20 protein-coding genes are annotated in these 18550 nt (G+C 64.6%); 14 read left to right on the forward strand and 6 right to left on the reverse strand.

The features are described from left to right. Nucleotides 1-97: 97 nt before the first annotated feature. Together ddfA and LIW51_RS05325 are read left to right on the forward strand one after the other, a co-directional pair. Nucleotides 98-1054, forward strand: a complete 957-nt coding sequence (gene ddfA, locus LIW51_RS05320) for a DdfA family disk-determining factor (RefSeq protein ID WP_227376179.1) — start codon at nucleotides 98-100, stop codon at nucleotides 1052-1054. A 75-nt stretch (nucleotides 1055-1129) separates the two neighbouring features. Continuing rightward, nucleotides 1130-3274, forward strand: coding sequence for a hypothetical protein (locus tag LIW51_RS05325; protein WP_227376180.1), 2145 nt, complete (start codon nucleotides 1130-1132; stop codon nucleotides 3272-3274). Here the strand turns inward: LIW51_RS05325 and LIW51_RS05330 are convergent. Beyond that, a complete protein-coding gene (locus LIW51_RS05330) occupies nucleotides 3271-3411 on the reverse strand; it encodes a DUF7503 family protein (RefSeq protein WP_227376181.1) in 141 nt (46 codons plus the stop codon). The genes LIW51_RS05325 and LIW51_RS05330 overlap by 4 nt on opposite strands. 296 nt (nucleotides 3412-3707) lie before the next feature. On the opposite strand from LIW51_RS05330, the gene LIW51_RS05335 reads away from it, so the two are divergent. After that, on the forward strand, nucleotides 3708-4106 hold the full coding sequence (locus LIW51_RS05335; RefSeq protein ID WP_227376182.1) for a DUF7344 domain-containing protein: 399 nt from the start codon (nucleotides 3708-3710) through the stop codon (nucleotides 4104-4106). A 51-nt stretch (nucleotides 4107-4157) separates the two neighbouring features. On the opposite strand, the gene LIW51_RS05340 is transcribed toward LIW51_RS05335, so the two are convergent. Beyond that, nucleotides 4158-5702 carry a long-chain-fatty-acid--CoA ligase gene (locus LIW51_RS05340; protein ID WP_227376183.1) on the reverse strand — a complete coding sequence of 515 codons (1545 nt, stop codon included), beginning with the start codon at nucleotides 5700-5702 and terminating at the stop codon, nucleotides 4158-4160. Between LIW51_RS05340 and LIW51_RS05345 the strand changes: the two genes are divergently transcribed. The 4 genes from LIW51_RS05345 to sod all read left to right on the forward strand — a co-directional run bounded on the left by LIW51_RS05345 (nucleotide 5701) and on the right by sod (nucleotide 7984). Next, nucleotides 5701-5892 (forward strand): hypothetical protein, encoded by a 192-nt coding sequence (locus LIW51_RS05345; RefSeq protein WP_227376184.1) that lies wholly within the window; start codon nucleotides 5701-5703, stop codon nucleotides 5890-5892. The two genes, LIW51_RS05340 and LIW51_RS05345, sit on opposite strands and share 2 nt — an antisense overlap. Further along, nucleotides 5889-6566, forward strand: a complete 678-nt coding sequence (locus LIW51_RS05350) for a DUF2270 domain-containing protein (RefSeq protein ID WP_227376185.1) — start codon at nucleotides 5889-5891, stop codon at nucleotides 6564-6566. The genes LIW51_RS05345 and LIW51_RS05350 overlap by 4 nt, the downstream gene beginning before the upstream one ends. 65 nt (nucleotides 6567-6631) lie before the next feature. Continuing rightward, nucleotides 6632-7252 carry a superoxide dismutase gene (locus LIW51_RS05355; RefSeq protein ID WP_227376186.1) on the forward strand — a complete coding sequence of 207 codons (621 nt, stop codon included), beginning with the start codon at nucleotides 6632-6634 and terminating at the stop codon, nucleotides 7250-7252. A 120-nt stretch (nucleotides 7253-7372) separates the two neighbouring features. Beyond that, entirely contained in the window at nucleotides 7373-7984 is a 612-nt protein-coding gene (gene sod, locus LIW51_RS05360) for a superoxide dismutase [Mn] (protein ID WP_227376187.1), read from the forward strand. Between the two features lie 78 nt (nucleotides 7985-8062). Here the strand turns inward: sod and LIW51_RS05365 are convergent, their stop codons facing one another. Continuing rightward, entirely contained in the window at nucleotides 8063-8212 is a 150-nt protein-coding gene (locus tag LIW51_RS05365) for a hypothetical protein (RefSeq protein ID WP_227376188.1), read from the reverse strand. 199 nt (nucleotides 8213-8411) lie between these two features. Between LIW51_RS05365 and LIW51_RS05370 the strand changes: the two genes are divergently transcribed. Both LIW51_RS05370 and LIW51_RS05375 read left to right on the forward strand, forming a co-directional pair. After that, on the forward strand, nucleotides 8412-8678 hold the full coding sequence (locus LIW51_RS05370; protein WP_227376189.1) for a DUF5827 family protein: 267 nt from the start codon (nucleotides 8412-8414) through the stop codon (nucleotides 8676-8678). Continuing rightward, entirely contained in the window at nucleotides 8675-9463 is a 789-nt protein-coding gene (locus LIW51_RS05375; protein WP_227376190.1) for an ATPase, read from the forward strand. The genes LIW51_RS05370 and LIW51_RS05375 overlap by 4 nt, the downstream gene beginning before the upstream one ends. A gap of 25 nt (nucleotides 9464-9488) precedes the next feature. On the opposite strand, the gene LIW51_RS05380 is transcribed toward LIW51_RS05375, so the two are convergent. Continuing rightward, nucleotides 9489-10067 (reverse strand): MBL fold metallo-hydrolase, encoded by a 579-nt coding sequence (locus LIW51_RS05380; protein WP_227376191.1) that lies wholly within the window; start codon nucleotides 10065-10067, stop codon nucleotides 9489-9491. 86 nt (nucleotides 10068-10153) lie between these two features. Here LIW51_RS05380 and LIW51_RS05385 point away from each other — a divergent pair, with 86 nt between their 5' ends. Next, entirely contained in the window at nucleotides 10154-10651 is a 498-nt protein-coding gene (locus LIW51_RS05385; protein WP_227376192.1) for a hypothetical protein, read from the forward strand. A 1-nt stretch (nucleotide 10652) separates the two neighbouring features. Here the strand turns inward: LIW51_RS05385 and LIW51_RS05390 are convergent, their stop codons facing one another. After that, the gene (locus LIW51_RS05390) at nucleotides 10653-11138 is read right to left on the reverse strand and encodes an Lrp/AsnC family transcriptional regulator (protein WP_227376746.1); all 486 of its coding nucleotides are present in this window, start codon (nucleotides 11136-11138) and stop codon (nucleotides 10653-10655) included. A gap of 250 nt (nucleotides 11139-11388) precedes the next feature. Between LIW51_RS05390 and LIW51_RS05395 the strand changes: the two genes are divergently transcribed. The 3 genes from LIW51_RS05395 (at nucleotide 11389) to LIW51_RS05405 (ending at nucleotide 16466) form a co-directional block, all read left to right on the forward strand. Continuing rightward, a complete protein-coding gene (locus LIW51_RS05395) occupies nucleotides 11389-12288 on the forward strand; it encodes a DMT family transporter (protein ID WP_227376193.1) in 900 nt (299 codons plus the stop codon). 40 nt (nucleotides 12289-12328) lie between these two features. Next, a complete protein-coding gene (locus LIW51_RS05400) occupies nucleotides 12329-15358 on the forward strand; it encodes an FAD-binding and (Fe-S)-binding domain-containing protein (RefSeq protein ID WP_227376194.1) in 3030 nt (1009 codons plus the stop codon). A gap of 61 nt (nucleotides 15359-15419) precedes the next feature. Next, nucleotides 15420-16466, forward strand: coding sequence for a ferredoxin--NADP reductase (locus LIW51_RS05405; protein WP_227376195.1), 1047 nt, complete (start codon nucleotides 15420-15422; stop codon nucleotides 16464-16466). A 69-nt stretch (nucleotides 16467-16535) separates the two neighbouring features. On the opposite strand, the gene LIW51_RS05410 is transcribed toward LIW51_RS05405, so the two are convergent. Further along, complete coding sequence (locus LIW51_RS05410; RefSeq protein WP_227376196.1) at nucleotides 16536-17276, reverse strand: SDR family oxidoreductase; 741 nt, start codon at nucleotides 17274-17276, stop codon at nucleotides 16536-16538. Between the two features lie 101 nt (nucleotides 17277-17377). Between LIW51_RS05410 and LIW51_RS05420 the strand changes: the two genes are divergently transcribed. Beyond that, nucleotides 17378-18529, forward strand: a complete 1152-nt coding sequence (locus LIW51_RS05420; protein WP_227376198.1) for a metal-dependent hydrolase family protein — start codon at nucleotides 17378-17380, stop codon at nucleotides 18527-18529. Nucleotides 18530-18550 lie beyond the last annotated feature (21 nt).

Genomic DNA, 18550 nt, shown 5'->3' on the forward strand with positions numbered 1-18550 from the left:
CGTCGTGAACGATTTGGATAAGCTTCAGAACGGCCCACCACGATTCAAAAGATTGAGAGAATTTATAAGTAATACAGTGCTATTTGGGAGAAGAACCATGGATGGAGAGGACGGTAGTGGCCGGTCATCGGAATCCGGCATCACGAAGGTACACGAGCCGAATGCATGGCGAAACGACCGAATGCTCGGCACGACGGTGGTCGAAACCGTCGCCGAAGCGGCCGGAGTAACGCCCGCCGATATAGAAGTACCGCTGTACGACGTTATCGACCCGGACGCGCTCGATGCCCTGTTCGCTCCCAGACCGGACGGGAGAGACCGAACCGCCGGAACGGTCTCGTTCGCGCTCCACGGGCACTACGTTACGGTCTCCGCGGACGGCGTCGTGGAGGTCGAATCCGAACTCGCCCGGATAAAGCAGACGGGCGGAAACCTCCTACTCACGGGGCTAGTGCCCGACCACGTCGTGGATGCGGCCAGCGTCCAACTGTTAGGACGGGACGACCCGGACAGGACGCAGGTCGTCGCGCTCCACGACCGAAACGTGACGACGGCTAGCGGAAGACTCTCGGGTGCCGGGACGACCTCGAACGACGGTCGCGTCCTCAACTTCAGCACCGAAGCCCGGTCGGCGGTTTCCGATGCGGCCGGTGCGTCCGCCACGGCCGACTATCGCGTGACGGAGGTCGTCGGAGATATTTTCGACTTCCAGCGGGAGATCGACCGAACGTTACGGGAGATCGACTACGAACGCCGCGGACTGAACCCTGCCGAACTTCGGTTCTGTTTCGATTCCCTCCGCCCGGTCGTCGACGAACATCGGGAGAGCGACGTGACGCAGTTCCTCGAAGGCTGTTTCGACACCGTCGAAGACCTCTCCGGAGTGGCCCACTACGTCCTTCCGGCGGAACTGGACACCCCCGAGGTGGCCGCCATCGAACCCTTGTTCGACGCCACGGTCGAACTTCGCGTCGGCGAAATGGGTCCCGAGCAACGCTGGCACCTCCCCGACACGGAGTTTACGACAGATTGGTTCGGTCTCGAACTCGAGTAGAATGGGCGGAAATCGTCCACCCGCCGATACGTCGGCGAGTGGTCGCCGGACGGAAGTCGGACGGGGGAGATCCGCGTGAAACCGACGTTCTCGCCGACCGACGGCCCTCGACTGTCGGTGTTCGACCCCATCCACGACCGTCGGTTCGAACTCGGAACGTCCTCGCCGGTTCGTCCCATACGAATCGACACCGACCGGTTCACCGTCCCGACCGACAACGCAGTCGAGATCGACACCGCTCGACTGGTGCTCCCGTACTTCGTCGAAGCCCACATCCGCCACGGGGACGGCACCCTCGTCCGCGAACTCGAACGGGATAGTCGGGAGAAACTGGCGGCGGCGGAATACTGTATCGAACTCCACGCGCCCATCAAGCTCTCCCTCTTCGTCGAGAGCGAGGTGACGGTCACGTCCGCGCTCGAACGCGTCGCCTTCGATTTCGGAGCGGAGACGACCGTGCGAGTCGGCGCGCGGTCGTATCACGAACGCCCGGCCGATACGGTGCGGACGACGGCCGACGCGGAGGACGTGATGGCGGCGATATCGACGTTCGGATCGGCGCTGAAAACGACCAGCCCCGAACGGTCGTTTCCCACCCTCCGCGGCCACCCGCCCGCCATCGAACTCGGCGACCGACTGGAAATCCCCGACAGACTGACGCCCCCCGACACCGGCATCCACATCGAAATTCCCCCCGAGCGCGAACGGGTGTACGTCGTCGCCCCGCTCGCGTACTACCTCGGGGCGACCGTCGTTCCGGGGGAGCGGTCGCGCATCGTCACCGACAGCGGGTTCGAACACTCATTGGACGCCGACCGCGGATTCGACGCGGAGGTCGAACGGGTCCTCAAACAGGTGTTGTTCTTCGACTGTCTGGTCAGGACGGAGGGGCTGTACCCGGTCGAACTCCACGAGCGTCGTGCCGTGGAAGGGAACGTCGAACTCCCGCTCGCAGACCTGTACGACGAGTCACTCTCCGAGCGACTCGACGCCTACCTTTCGGTACCGTTCGACGCCGTTCGGGACGCGGTTCCGACGTGGCGGCTCTCGATGTCGGTGACCCCGGAAGCGGACAACGTCGCGTTGCTTCCGTACCTCGTCGACGAGCTCGCGGTCGTGCAGCGAGCGACGGCGGGGACGTCCGGGCGAACGCGGGCAACGACGCCGTCGTACGTGGACGAGTTCGTGCGCTCGGGAGAATCGAGTCGCTCGGCGTCGTTCGCTCGTCCGGCGGAACTCACTCGCTCGACGGAGTTCGGTCGGTCGATGGACGTTCGTCGCGGACGGGAGGAGATCGACGAACCGTACGTCGCACCTGCGGAGACCGACGCGCTGGAGCAGGCGTGGCTCGGAATCGGACGGCCGTTCGGCGCGAACAAGCTGCTCCGGAGCGCGTTCGACCACCGCTGGGAGCGAACCGCATCCGACGGCGATATCGACATCGACATCGTCTGCAACGACGACCGGATGCGCGCCGAGTACGATCACGACGACCGCGCGCTGTACGGCCAGCGGGACGAACTCCCGTTCGACGTCACCGTCCACGAGAACCTCACCACCTCGGCGCTGGAGCGACTGCTTGCGTCGGAGACGGATTTCCTCCACTACATCGGTCACATCGACGAGCGGGGATTCGTCTGCGCGGACGGAACGCTCGACGCGCGGTCGCTCGACGAAACTGGCGTCGAGACGTTCTTCCTGAACGGCTGTAACTCCTATCGACAGGGTTTCGGTCTCGTCGAAAATGGTAGCGTCGGTGGAATCGTCACGCACGGCGACGTCGGCAACGACGGGGCCATCGCCATCGGTCGGCAAGTCGCGCGCCTACTCAACGCGGGCTTTTCGCTCCGCTCGGCGCTGGCGGTCGTCGGAGAGCACCGGCTCGTGGCGAAGCAGTACACCGTCATCGGCGACGGGAGCGTCGAGGTCGCGCAGAGCGAGAGCAGCTTTCCGGCGCTGTATCGGCTCCACACCGACGGGACGGACGACGAGTACCGCGTGAAAATAACGACGTATCCGACGGCGGACAGGGGAATCGGTTCCCTCTACGTCCCGTACCTCGACGACGTCGACTCCTACTTCCTCGCCGGCGGGGCGATTCCGGAGTTCTCCGTTTCGGCCGCCGAACTCATCTACCTCTTCCAACTGGAACAGCTTCCCGTCTTCTTCGACGGTGAGCTCCGCTGGTCGACGGAACTCTCCTTCGACCTCCTGTCCTAAGGTCCGGAGATGCCGCCGCCGTGCGCAGCCGCGGTGTTACCCGCTTGCGTCAGCGCGAGCAGGACAGCGAAGGCGACGCCCATCATTCGTGGATTCTCTGCGAGGTAGTTCCGTAACGCTTCGTTTCTCTGCGACATGCAGGCTTACGGGTGCGTCCGGAGGACATATATTTATCTTAAGGATTAATATCCGGAAGTAATTGTGGCATGCCATTTTCTCCCGAAGATAATCAGCTTCTAGTCCGGCGGTACACTCGGATTACCCCGCGGTAATCGCCTCTTTTCTTGCTTCGGTCGAATAAACGACGGATTTCCGCGCAGTAACCCATCCGTTTCCGTTCGTACGGTCTGCTCTGCGCATATATTTTCACCAACTGTTCTATGATGAAATTATCGTGTGGTTTTATCCGTCGACCGACCAAGAATTGGTGACCATGTCGAACGACGCCTTCGAGTTGCTGATTCGAGAACACGGCTCGGTCAAACCGCTCGACGACGTTCTCGTCGACGGCGACGTTTCTCTGGAGGTGATTCTGGACGTACTCGCCAACCGTCGCCGCCGATACGTTCTCTACTATCTCCGCGAGCACGGGACGGCGGTCGTCGAATCGCTCGTCGAACACGTTCGAACGAGGGAAGGGGAGACGGCTATCGCGCCGTCGCCGTCCGAGCAGCGACGACTCCGCGTGGAGTTACTCCACACGCACCTCCCGAAACTCGCCAGCGCCGACGTCGTGCGGTTCGAGCGGGCGGGGGAGTTCGTGGAGTACGACGCGCAGTCCGAGGCGTTCGAACTGTTTCTGGAACTCGCGGCGAACGTTGAGGAGAGCTAACCCCGGCAGCAAACGAAATCGGATCTCCGAAGATACGCCGGGCGTTCCGGATTACGACCGCTCTCGGAGTTCGAACTTCTGTACCTTTCCGGTGGTCGTCCGGGGCAGTTCCTCCACGAACTCGACCTCGCGGGGGTGTTTGTACGCGGCGAGGTTGTCCAGACAGAATTCTCGAATCTCGTCGGCCGTCACGTCGGCGTCCGGAACCGGGACGACGACGGCTTTCACCGTCTCGTTTCGGCGCTCGTCCGGAACGCCGATGACAGCCACGTCCGCGACCGCCTCGTGCTCGAAGAGGAGTTCCTCGACCTCGCGGGGATAGACGTTGTAGCCCGCCGTGTTAATCATGTGTTTCTTCCGGTCGACCACGTAGAAGAAGCCGTCCTCGTCCCAGTAGCCGATGTCGCCCGTGTGGAACCAGCGTTCGCCGTCCGCCTCCGTGAACGCCTCCTCAGTCGCCTCGGGCAGTCCGGCGTAGCCGAGCATCACGTTCGGCCCGGCGACGACTATCTCGCCGGTCACGTTGTCCAACTCCGCGTCGTCTTCGGCGAGCGGCCCTTCCTCGACCGGCGGAAGTTCCTCGAAGTCGTCGCCGACCACGCGAGAGTTGACGCCTGGAACGGTCGTTCCGATGCTCCCGACGCGTCGCCCATCATCGGGCGTGTTGAAGTGCGTGACGGGACTCGTCTCGGTCAGGCCGTAGCCCTCGTAGATCTTCGCGTCGTACAGCTCCTCGAAGCGTCGGAGCACTTCGATGGGGATTCCTCCTCCGCCCACTCCAGCGAGTCGAATCGAAGCGAGGTCGAACTCCTCCGCATTCGGCTGGTTGATGATATCGTTGTACATCGCGGGCACGCCGTGCATCAGCGTCAGTTCCGCGCCTTCGATGAGCGAGAGCGCCTGCTGGGCGTCCCACGAGGGGAGCGGGTAGAACGCCCCGCCGCGGAACAGCGTGGCGTTCATACAGACCGTCATGCCGTAGATGTGGAACAGGGGGAGGACGCCCAATTGCGAGTCGTCCGGGCAGATTCCCCCCGGAATGAGGTCGGCCGCCGCTGCGGCGTTCGAGGCGAGGTTGTGGTGCGTGAGTCGCACGCCTTTGGGCGTTCCGGTCGTGCCGCTGGTGTACGGCTGCACCGCGAGGTCGTCGTACGCGCGGTCGGCGGTCTCGGGGTCGCCCTCGCCGAGAAACTCCTCGAACCCGCCGTCGCCCACGGATGCGACGTGCTCCACGTCGGTGTCCTCGCGGACTTCGTCCACGAACGGAACGAGATCCGGAAGCGTCACGACGACTCGCGCGCCGCTGTCCGCGAGCAGGTGGCTTATCTCCCGCGCTCGGTACTGCGGGTTCATCGGGACGACGACGCCGCCGGCTCTGAGCGTCCCGTGAAACGCGGCGACGAACTGCGGCACGTTCGGCAGGTACAGCGCGACTCGGTCGTCGACGCCGACGCCGCGCTCCGTCAGCCCCGCGGCGAAGCCGTCGATCCGTTCCCAAAGCTCGCGATACGTCAGCGCTCTGTCGTCGGTAATGACGGCCGGGTCGTCCGGGTGTTCGCGTACTGTCTCCCTGACGTCATTGACGAGGTTCGCCATGACTAATGATAACGAAGACACCGGTCTAAAGTGTTTGGCACACAGCAACACGGACCGTAGACCCTGCGAGGAATCACGAACCGTCGCCGCCGACGTCGAAGTGGCGGAGCACGGCGGGGAGCGTCGCGGTTCGAAATCCGGTCGAGTCGCCGTCACGGCAAAGTTCGAGGGTGCCGTCTTCCGACCATGAGCGACGACGAAAACGAGGATTACGACCCCGAAGCACCGGAACACCGAGAAATCGGTCGCGGGGTGGCGACGGAGGATACGGAGTTCGGCACGGCGCTCGCGCACTTCTACCGGGGGGAAATGGACAGGACGAACACGTGGCGACAGCGACTCGACCAGACGACGTACTGGGCGATCACGCTCATGGCGGCCATCCTGACGTGGGCGTTTTCGAGCCGCCAGAATCCGCACTACCTGCTGCTCATCGGAATACTCGTCGTGGCCGCGTTTCTCGGGATGGAAGCGCGACGCTATCGCGGCTACGACATCTGGCGCTCTCGAATCCGCGTGTTACAGGAGAACGTGTTCTCCACCGCGCTGAACCTGGCCGAGGAAGTCGAGTCCGTCGATTGGCGCGCCGCGCTGAGCGACGACGTTCGCCGACCGACGCCGAACATCTCCACCGCGGCGGCGCTCGCCCACCGCCTCCGGCGGGTGTACCTCCCCCTCCTGGGTCTCCTCCTCGTCGCGTGGGTTATCCGCGTCTCGACGTTCGAGCCGAACCGGCCGTGGTCTCGAACCGCGGCGATAGGATCGATTCCCGGAACCGCCGTCGCCCTGTTCTACGTCGGGTTACTGGTCATCGCGCTCTGGCCGGGAACGCACCATGTGAGAGGCGAAATCTACGACGACTAGTCGCACCGGTCGTTCGCCTAAACGCTTAACACGACCACCGTTGACCAGAGCACGGGGGATTTAGAATGGCGACGTACGAACTACCAGACCTACCGTACGACTACGACGCACTGGAACCGAGCATCGACGCGCGCATCATGGAGCTACACCACGACAAACACCATCAGGGGTACGTCGACGGTGCGAACTCCGCACTCGACAAACTGGAAACGATGCGGGAGAACGGCGAGTGGGGCGACGTGAAGGGGGTCGAGCGGAACCTCGCGTTCAACCTCTCAGGCCACGTCAACCACTCCGTGTTCTGGGAGAACATGTCGCCGGACGGCGGCGGCGACCCCGACGGCGAACTCGCCGCCGCCTTGGACGAGCACTTCGGAGGGGTCGACCAGTTCAAGTCGCACTTCTCAGAGGCCGCCAAAGGCGTCGAAGGCTCCGGTTGGGGGATGCTGCTGTACGACCACGCCGCCGGCAAGCCCATCGTGAGCATGGCCGAGAATCACCAGAACCAATCGCCGCAGGGGGCGACGCCGCTCCTCGTACTGGACGTGTGGGAGCACGCCTACTACCTCCAGTACGAGAACAACCGCGGCGAGTACGTGGACAACTTCTGGGACGTGGTGAACTGGGACGACGTGGCGGAACGGTACGACCGGGCGAGCACGTGGACGCTCTCGGGAACCGAGTGAGTCGGCACGCAGAACGCCCACAACCGGACTATTTTGCCGCGATGTCGTGCCGTATGCTATCAACCATCTCCTCAAAGTTTAACAGCACGAGGTGAGATGTGTAAGGTGGAGGAGCAAACTATGCCAGAACAATCCAATGCGGAACTGCCACCGCTTCCGTACGACTACGACGCGCTGGAACCACACCTGTCCGAACAGGTGCTCACGTGGCACCACGACACGCACCATCAGGGCTACGTCAACGGTCTGAACGGCGCCGAGGAGACGCTCGCGGAGAACCGCGAGTCCGGCGAGTTCGGCTCCTCGGGGTCGGCCATCCGCAACGTCACCCACAACGGCTGTGGACACTACCTCCACACGCTGTTCTGGGACAACATGGATCCGAACGGCGGCGGCGAACCCGAGGGCGAACTCGCCGACCGCATCGAGGAGGACTTCGGCTCCTACGAGGGCTGGAAGGGCGAGTTCGAGGCCGCCGCGAAGAACGCCTCCGGCTGGGCGCTGCTGGTCTACGACCCGGTCGCCAAGCAGCTCCGGAACCTCGTCGTAGACAAACACGACCAGGGCGCGCTCTGGGGTAGTCATCCCATCCTCGCACTCGACGTGTGGGAGCACTCCTACTACTACGACTACGGTCCGGATCGCGGCGATTTCATCGACAACTTCTTCGAGGTCGTCGATTGGGACGAGGTTGCCGACCAGTTCGAGAACGTCGCGTCGCGGTTCGAGTAAGGCCGAAGCTACCGATATTTTTTGGACGAGATTCGCAGAAGAGCGGACGCCGTCCTTACAGTCGCGCCGGGAGCACGGTCAATCTTTGGTCGGCGTCACCGACGGAACGTCGTAGCCGGACGCGATATCGTTCACGTGTCGATAGAGCGATTCGTAGTCGTGTCCGCCGGGTCGTTGGTCGAGACTGGCGAATACGCCGACGTTCCGTTCGTCGTCCGCGAAGAACATCCGAAACTGCTCGAAATCGCCGAACCCTCGAACCGTGTATTGGTAGAAAGCGCAGCAACTGGTCGTACGTGTCCCGAGTGATGAACCCGATTCGCTCGTTATCGACGTATTTCCCGACGTCTATATCTTCGAGTTTCGCGGCGACGGTGGGGCGACTCGATTCGTGAGGTTTTACGCTCGTTCGCGCGTACCATCGGGTATGCCCAGACCGAAATCGGAGTTCGAGGAACTGTATCCGTGCGACTTCTACGAACCCGACGAACTGCTCGAACCGGATTCGATGTACAGCGTCTACGAAATCGCACGTCTCTTGCAGGGTCTCGACCCGAACGCCGAGATCGACGTGGAAACCGAAGACATCCTGCTCGACTGGGCGATTCCGTGGATTATGGTCAACGCCGACGACCTCGTCGTCGCGGAACCCCCGAGCGAGGAGGAACCCGGCTACTACGGACTGAAGACATGACGATACTCGTCGCCGGAAGCGACCGGATCGATGCAGGGAAGACGACGTTCACGGTCGGTCTCCTCTCGCAGTTCGACGCCGTCGGGTTCAAGCCTCGCGCGGGCAACGACTTCTGGTTCGACCACGACGACGCCGCGACCGCGATCTCCGCGGGGCGACTGTACGGCAAGGACGCGACGCGACTCGCGGACGCGAGCGCGGGCGACCTCGCGCCCGAGGACGTGAACCCGGTTCACCGGCTCTGGCGGCCCGCACCGGGGAAAGGGCAAGGACTGCTCGGACAGGAACGTCGGGAGTTCCTCGTCGACCGCGTCGGTGAGACGTTCGTCGTGAACGGAACCGTCTCCCTTCCCGACCTCGTGTGCGAGCACCTTCCGCTCGTCGACGCCGTGACGGTCGAGTCGCTTCCCGAACTGAACGACCAGACCGAGCGACGCTACCTCCCCCACTTCCGGGCACTGGCGGAGCGAATCCGGAACGAAGACGGGGCGGTCGTGGAGTCGTACAGCGACATCGCCCGCCCGATTCATGGCGTCGAGTTCGGGACGGTCGCGGTCGTCGAACCCCGACGCGTCAGGGTGTACGACGGGGCGCGCTACCTGAAGGCCTGCGAATTCGCGGACGGCAGCGCGCGCGACGGAACGATGGAAAAGCGCGTCCAGGACGTGGTGAGCCTGCTTGACCCGCGCTCGACCCACGCCCTCGAACCGCTGACGAAAACCGAGCGCGACGACCCCGAGGAGATCGCGGCGGTCTACGAAACCGCCTACGAGGCGCTTCGGTAGCTGATTTCGAGGGGGTCGAATCGCGTCAGTACATCCGCGCGGTCTGCGAGGCGAGTTCGATGTCGTGGTATGGGTTCGTCGTCACGCTCGGCCCGTGGCCGGTGTGCATCTCGCGCAGCTCCTCGTCCGCCGCGGCGAGCACGCGGTCGATGCTTCGGACGAGCGTCTCTCGGTCGCCCTCTTCGAGGTCGGTTCGCCCGAAACTCCCGTTCTGGAAGACGAGATCGCCGGCGAACAGCACACCCGCCGATTCGGAGTAGAAGCAGAGGTGGTCGTTTTTGTGCCCCGGCGTGTGGAGCGCGCGATAGTCGTCGTCGCCGAGCGCGACCGTCTCGTCGTCCTCGATTTCGACGTCGACGCCGTGCTGGTTCGCGTCGAAACCGAACGCTTCGACGTCGAAGGTGTCTTTCACCGTCTCGACGTTTCCGACGTGGTCCGGATGCGTGTGCGTGAGAACCACCGCGTCCAAACCGCCCGCCAGTTCCTCGACTCGGCCCACGGCGTCGAAGTTCGACCCCGTGTCCACGAGGACGGTTCGCTCGCCGACTACGAGAAAGGCGTTGCTGGTGAACGACTGGACGCCCGACGCGATGTTACGAATCATGCCTCGGCGTAGGGGCGGGTGGGGCTTCCGGTTTTCGTTTGCATCGAGTAGACAGAACTATCTCCGCCACCTTCGAACGCCGACGCGTGAATCGTCGTCGGTTCCTCGAAGCCGGGGCGGTCGGCGCGCTCGCCACGACAGCGGGCTGTACGAAAGCGGTCGTCGGAACGAACCGAGGGAATGTCGTGGCGAAGGCGGTTCGCGGCGGCGGCGAGACGCTGGTCTCCGCCGGGCGGGACGGGGCAACGGCCCGCGACGACTATCCCGGCGACGTCAGCGCGAGAAACGTCTCTGTGAGCGACGGGGCGGCGAAGGAGCTCCGGCGAGCGTACGGAAACCCAACCTACGAAGTGACCATCGACCACTATCGGGTGGCGTGGCCGAACGACGCGAAGAAAGGCGAGCGAAAGCGGTACACCACCTATCGGTCGCTGTTCAATCGGATTCAGGTCGGCGACAGCGTGACCTTCCAGCCGGAGCCGACGAACACCGGCACCATCAGTTCCGTCTCCTGCATCGCGCCCGACCGCGAATCGCTCTTGGTGCGGTGTTCGACCGGGAACGATGACGGCGCGCCGATGTAAGTCACTCCTCGGCGAGTTCGTCCACGAGCGTATCGAGGCTGTAGCTCTGGAGCACGCGGTGGGAGTCTCGAAGCGTGGAGATGACGAACGTGGAGTTCGTTCGCTCGACCTCCTCGATGCTCTCGAAGTCGCTGATGAGTCGTTCGACCATCTCGCGCCCGGTGAGATGGGCGACCACGATGAAGTCCGTCTCGCCCATCGTGAAGTACGCCTGCGTGACGCCCTCGATGTCGAGTATCTTCTCGCCGAAATCCGCGTACGATCCCGTGTAGTCGGCGAACACCTCCACGACGACCGTGACGCCGAGTCCGAACGCTTCGAGGTCGATGTCGTAGAGATCGTTCTCGATGATGCCCGCGTCCCGGAGGTTGTTGAGTCGGTAGTGGATGGTGGAAACCGGAATCCCCGTCTCCTCGTGGAGTTTCTCGGGACTGCCGGTCTCCAGATCCGAGATCGCCTTGAGCAGGGTAACGTCGCGTTCGTCCATCGACTCGGTGTTGGGGAGTCCCACTACTTAATCCCTGTATTTCGATCAGGACGAGAGGGAGACGGACGTCGGATGCGCTCGCACGGCGGATCGGTTTGGAGCGAGATCCCATTCTCCGCTCGAAATCCGACTGAGATGCAGTGTCAAACGAATCTGTTGTAGAAGGATTTAACAACCGGCAACGGATAGGCTTGGATAGAAATCCATGTTACGGTCTAAATATAGCGGATTACTCCCACTGAATGGGGTGATGTTCGTACTGCTCGCTATCTTCTGGGGTGCCTCGTTCGTCTTCATCGACGTCGGGCTTCGCTACTTCCCGCCCCTCCTGTTCGCGGCCATCCGGTACGACGTGGCCGGACTGGTCATCCTCGGCTACGCCGCGGTCGCGACCGACCGCTGGCGACCTCGGAGTCGAGCGGACGTGCTGGCGGTAGCGACCGTCGGCGCGTTCGTCATCGCGGGCCATCACAGCCTGCTCTACCTCGGACAGCAACACGTCCCCGGCGCGCTCGCGGCGGTCGTCGTCAGCCTCTCGCCGGTGCTCACCGCCGTCTTCGCCAGCGGGCTTCTCGCGGACGAGCGCGTCACGCCCCTCGGCGTCGTCGGGTTCGCTTGCGGCGTCGTGGGCGTCGCCATTGTCGCCGACCCGAACCCGGCGGATATCCTCGCGACCGACGTGCTCGGCATCGCGCTCGTCTTCCTCGGCGCGGCGAGTTTCGCTCTCGGTTCGGTGCTCGCCCGCCCGCTCCGAACCGATATCTCCATCCCCGGATTACAGGGCTGGGCGATGGTGTTCGGGTCGGGACTCCTCCACGTAGTCAGCGTCGCTCGCGGGGAGTCCGCCGCCGCGATACGCTGGTCGCTCCCCGCGGTCGCGTCGCTTTCTTACCTCACCCTCGTCTCCGGCGTGGTCGCGTTCCTGCTCTATTTCCACCTGTTAGACCGCATCGGCCCGACGGAACTCAACCTCGTCGGCTACCTCGAACCGGTCGTGGCCACGCTCCTCAGTTGGCTCCTGCTCGGCGAACTGGTGGCCGAGACGACCGTCATCGGCTTCGCCGCGATCTTCGTCGGCTTCGCCCTGTTGAAGCGGGACGCCCTGTTCGCGTTCGCGCGGTCGGTCTCACCGACCGCGCGGCGGGTCTGACCCCGCATCACTTTTCGGGTTCCTCTTCCTACGCCTCCGCATGGCAACACGCGACGCGGGCGAGACGGACGACCCGGCCCGCGACGACCGGGCGAACTACGACTACCACTCCGACGACGTGGCGCGCCCCGGACTCGTCGCTGACCTCCGGAAGCGAGTCGAGGGCGAGGTGCGCTTCGACGAATACTCCCGGCAACTCTACGCGACCGACGCGAGCGCCTACGAGGTGACGCCCATCGGCGTCGTTTTCCCGCGCTCGACGGCGGACGTGTCCGCGGTGATGGCCTACTGCGCGAAGCGCGAGATTCCGGTGCTCCCGCGCGGAGGCGGCACCAGTTTGGCGGGGCAGTCCGTCAACGAGGCGGTTGTGCTCGATTTCACCCGCCACATGGACGCGCTGCTCGACTTCGACCCCGAGGGTCGAACCGCGCGCGCCCAACCGGGCATCGTCCTCGGCGATCTGAACCGCGCGCTCGCCGACCGCGACCTGAAGTTCGCGCCCGACCCCGCGTGGGGCGACAAGAGCGCCCTCGGCGGCGCGATCGGCAACAACTCGACGGGAGCGCACTCGCTGAAGTACGGGAAGACGGACGCCTACGTCGAGGAGTGCGAGGTGGTGCTCGCGGACGGAACGGTGACGCGATTCGGCGAGGTGACGATAGACGAACTGCGCGAGGCGGCGGACGGAGACTCCCTGGAGGCGGAAATCTACGCCGAAATCCTGCGAATCGTCGACGAGGAAACCGAAGCGGTTCACGACGCGTTCCCGCAACTCAAGCGCAACGTCTCGGGGTACAACCTCGACAGACTGGTCGAAGAGGCCGACGACGGTTCGGTCAACCTCGCGCGCCTCCTCGCCGGAAGCGAGGGGACGTTGGCTATCGTCACGGAAGCCACGGTGAGCCTCGAACCCGTCCCCGAGACGAAGTCGATGGCGCTCCTGACCTACGGGAGTCTGAACGCCGCGATGGAGGACGTGGCACCCATCCTCGACCACGACCCCGCGGCGGTCGAGGTGCTGGACGACGTGCTCGTCTCGCTCGCCCGCGACACCGAGGAGTTCCGCGACGTGGTGGAGATGCTGCCCGAGGGAACCGACTCCGTCCTCCTCGTGGAGTTCTACGCAGAGGACGACGAGGACGGGCGCGAAAAGGTCGCTCGCCTCCGGAACGACCGCGAGGGTAACCGGGCGCTCGCCGCGATGGAGGCCCACGACGAGGCCGAACGCGCCCGATTCTGGAAGCTCCGGAAGTCCGGTCTCCCCATCCTGCTCTCGCGGACGACCGACGCGAAACACATCTCGTTCATCGAGGACGCCGCGGTGCCGCCCGAGAACTTGCCGGAGTACGTCGCGGAGTTCCAGCAGGTGCTCGAAGAGAACGACACCTTCGCCAGCGTCTACGCCCACGCCGGACCGGGGTGTCTGCACGTCCGCCCGCTCATCGACACGAAGAGTCCGGCGGGGGTGAACCAGATGGAGGCCATCGCCGACGGCGTGACCGACCTCGTGGTGGAGTACGGCGGGAGCGTCTCGGGCGAGCACGGCGACGGGCGCGCGCGAACGCAGTGGAACCGGAAGCTGTACGGCGAGCGCGTCTGGAACATCTTCCGCGATCTGAAATCCGCCTTCGACCCCGACTGGTTGCTGAATCCGGGGCAGGTGTGCGGCGACGTGAGCGTGACCGAGAACCTCCGATTCTCGCCGGATTACGGGTTCGATGCGGGGTTCGACCCGGCGCTGAACTGGGAGAACGAGAACGGCTTTCAGGGGATGGTCGAACTCTGTCACGGCTGCGGCGGCTGTCGCGGCGGGCAGGAGACCACCGGGGGGGTGATGTGCCCGACCTACCGCGCCGCCGACGAGGAGATAACGAGCACCCGCGGCCGGGCGAACATGCTCCGGCAGGCGATGAGCGGGAGCCTGCCGGACGACGAGCAGTTCGACGTGGAGTTCATGCACGAGGTGATGGAGCTCTGCATCGGCTGTAAGGGCTGCGCCCGCGACTGTCCCTCGGAAGTCGATATGGCGAAGCTGAAAGCCGAAATCGAACACGAGTACCACCAACGTCACGGGGCGAGTCTGCGCGACTGGCTCTTTGCGCACATCGGGCGACTGTCGGCGCTCGGGAGCACCCTCGCGCCGCTGTCGAACTGGGCGACGAAGCTTCCGGGGTCGCGCACCCTCGCCGAGAAGACCGTCGGCATCGCCAGCGAGCGAAGCCTGCCGACGTTCCACCGCGAGAGCCTCGAAGACTGGTTCGAGGAGCGCGGTGCTCGCGTCGCGGAGGAGGACGCCGACCGGCGCGTCCTCCTTTTTCCGGACACCTACACGAACTACAACCACCCTGAGGCCGGAAAGGCGGCCGTTCGGGTGCTCGAAGCCGCAGGCGTCCACGTCCGACTACCGGACGGTGTCACCGCGAGCGGTCGGCCCGCCCACTCCAAGGGCTTTCTCGACAGAGCGCGCGGACAAGCAGAGCGCAACGTCGCGACGCTGGCACCCTTCGTCCGAGACGGGTGGGACGTGGTCGTGGTCGAACCCTCCGACGCGGTGATGTTCCAGTCTGACTACCTCGATCTGCTCCCCGCGAGCGAGGAATCGGGATCGTCGAGCGGCCAGTACGCCGAACCTCGCTCCGCCGACCCGGAAGCGGGTGGTATCCGAACCGAAGTCGAACGCCTCGCGGCGAACACCTACGGCGTCTGTGAGTACCTCGACACCTTCGACTTCGACCTCCCCTTCGACGGGAGCGGGTCGCTCACCTACCACGGTCACTGCCACCAGAAGGCGACGAAGAAAGATCACCACGCGGTCGGCGTCCTCCGGCGCGCGGGTTACGAGGTGGACGCCCTCGATTCCGGCTGTTGTGGAATGGCGGGGAGTTTCGGCTACGAGGCCGAGCACTACTCGATGAGCAGGGCGATCGGGTCGATACTCTTCGACCAAGTGGACGCCAGCGACAGGGACACCGTCGTCGCCCCCGGCGCGTCCTGCCGAACGCAGCTCGGCGACTGGCAGGGGGAGGAACCGCCACATCCCATCGAGAAAGTCGCCGACGCGCTTCGGTAGTGCGCTCCGATAGGCGAGAAACGTTTTGTCGGTCGTCTCCGTCACTCTAAGCAGACCGGCCATGAAGGTTCCACCTCAGCACTCACAACACGAACGGGCCGAGGAGTTGCCGCTGATGACGGACTCGGCGACGGTCGCTGACGTCGGACACATGGGCCACAACCGCACCGAGGAAGTCGTCGAGCGCGTCGCCGACCTGCTCAGGGGACGCGGGCACGACGAGTGGGTCGAGCGCGTCGAACGCCCCACGGCGAACGACGTCGACTGGGACGAACTGGATTCCCTGCTGGAGGACGAGGAGGGTGGTCACGAACGTCTCTACACCATGCTCTCGTCACTGAAAGCGCGGTACGACCGCGCGTACCCGACCCTTCTCACGGCGCGAATCGACGTCGAAAACGGGTTCGGTTTCACCCCCGGCCAGTACGTCACGGTTCGCTACCGGCGAACGCCGCGACCGTACTCAGTCGCCAGTTCGCCGAACAAAGACGCGCTCGAATTCTGCGTGCGGCGCGTTCCGCAGGGGCGACTCACGACGAAGCTGTTCGGCGACCTCTCGACAGGCGACGAGGTGACGGTTCGCGGGCCGAACGGGGATTTCGTCCTCGAAGAGCCGTCCGGGCGCGACATGGCGTTTCTCGCCACCGGAACCGGCGTCGCGCCGCTTCGGAGCATGATTCGGTACACGTTCGAGGAGGGCCGAGACGAGGTCGGCGGCGACCGACGCGACCTGTGGCTGTTCCTCGGCGCGACGTGGAAAGACGACCTACCGTACCGCGAGGAGTTCCGCGAACTGGCCGACGAACACGACAATTTCCACTTCGTCCCGACCTGCTCGCGCGAGGAGTATCTCACCGACTGGGAGGGCGAGACCGACTACGTCCAGCAGACGCTCGTGAAGTATCTCGCTGGGGATGCGGCGACCGACCTCCCGGACGAAATCATCGAGTTCGCGGATGACCCGGCGTACGACATCGATGCGCGAATCGTCCCGGAAGAACTGGAAGTATACGCCTGCGGCGTCAACGCGATGGTGTCACGACTCGCCGGAACCGCGCGCACACTTGGCGTTCCGAACGAACACGTCCAGTACGAGGGGTACGGATAGGAAGGGTACGGAGCGAAAGAGTACGGTTGGGAGATAGCGACGAGAAGCGATACTGGATAGGAAGAACGGTCAGAAGTGGGCGAACTTGTCGCGCCGATATATGTCGAGTTCGCTGACCGTCGCCACCTCCTGTCGCGCCGCGAACGCGATAGCAGCGGCGACCTCCTCCGGTTCGGTCACGCTTCCGGGGTCGAACCGGTCGGCGAACGATTCACCGTGCTCCGACCCGAACTCGGTGCGAACTTCGGACGGATTGACGACCGTTATCGCCACGCCGTCCTCGCCGACCTGCCCTTCGAGGCTGTGAGCGAACCCGCGAACCCACCACTTCGTCGCAGCGTAGACGGGATTGAAAGGTCGGGGATACTGGCCCGCGAAGCTTCCGAGAAATATCAGGTTGCCCGACGACTCGCGGAGATGCGGGAGCGCCGCCCGCGCAGCGAAGAAGACGCCGTCCACGTTCGTCTCCTGCATCGTCCGGAACTCGTTGGTTGAGAGATCTTCGACCGTGTCGCCGCGCGCTAACCCCGCGTTGTTCACCAGCACGTCGAGGCCGCCGAACGCGGAGACCGTCTCTTCGACCATCGACGCTACGTCGTCTTCGTCGCGCACGTCGGTCGGGCTGACGAGCGTCTCCGTGCCGTACTTCGATTCGAGCGACTCCGCGAGGTTGGTCAGTTTCGATTCGCGGCGCGCCGCGAGCGCGACGCGCGCACCGTCGCGGGCCAGCGCGTGCGCGGTCGCCCGTCCGATGCCCGAACTCGCGCCCGTCACCAGCGCGCACTTTCCGGAAAGCGGTGTCTCCGCCATACGTCCGCGTTCGCCCTTGGGCGTGTTCGCTCTTTTGCCCGCGATTTGCTCCTCCTGCCGCGACCCCGACAGTTATCTCCCCGGCGCGTCTCACGCCAGCCATGCTCGTACTCCGTGGTGGCGACGTGGTAGACGCCACCGGAATCCGGGAGGCGGACGTGGCGGTCGAAGACGGGAAAATCGTCGCGGTTGGTGACGCTCCCGGCGCTGACGAGGAGATCGACGTGAGCGGTCAGTTCGTCGCGCCGGGCCTCGTCGACTCGCACGTCCACCTGATGATGGACGGCCGACCCGACCCCGCGTCGGTGCTGGCCGACAGCGAAACGATGCTCGCGTACCGCGCGACGGCGAACCTCGCGGCGGCGCTCGAAGCGGGCGTGACGACCGTGCGCGACCTTGGCGCGCCCGCAACGCTCGCTCTCGACGCGGCGCGGGCGGTCGAGGAAGGGGTCGTTGATGGGCCGCGAGTGCTCGCCTGCGGGGAAAACGTCGTGATGACCGGCGGGCACGGCCACTGGTTCGGGCGGGAAGCCGACGGGCGCGCGGAGGTCAAGAAGGCGGTTCGAGAACAGCTCAAGCGCGACGCCGACGTGATAAAGTGCATGGCGACCGGCGGCGTCCTCACCGAGGGTGCCATCACCGGCGCGCCGGAGTTGGACGAGGAGGAACTGACCGCGCTCGTCGAGACCGCCAGCGCGAAGCGCGTGCCGACGGCGGCCCACGCGCACGGAACGGCGGGCATCAAGAACGCCGTGCGCGCCGGAATTTCGAGCATCGAGCACGGAACGTTCATGGATCGGGAAGCGGCGGAACTCATGGCCGAGCGCGGAACGTACTGGGTACCGACCGCGAAGGCGCTCCACGGAATCGTCGAAGCCGGAACTGACCAAGGAATCCCCGAGTACGCGGTCGAGAAAGCCGAAGAAACCGCCGACGCGTTCGAGGAAGCGTTCGAACACGCCATCGAGGCCGGGCTGTCGGTGGCGATGGGAACCGATGCCGGGACGCCTTTCAACTTCCACGGCGATATTCCGGAGGAACTCGAATTGATGGTGGAGTACGGTTTCTCGCCCGACGAGGCGCTGGAAGCGGCGACCGTCAACGCTGCCGACCTGCTCGGTCTGTCGGACGTGGGATTGGTCGAAGACGGCTATCGAGCCGACCTCGTGGTGCTCGATTCCGACCCCCGCGAGGACGTTTCAACGTGGCAATCGCCAACACGCGTCGTGGCATCTGGGAGCATAGCGCGCTGACGACTGCACGTCACAAGGTCT

The sequence above is a fragment of the Haladaptatus halobius genome, assembly GCF_020618475.1.
GTDB lineage: Archaea > Halobacteriota > Halobacteria > Halobacteriales > Haladaptataceae > Haladaptatus > Haladaptatus halobius.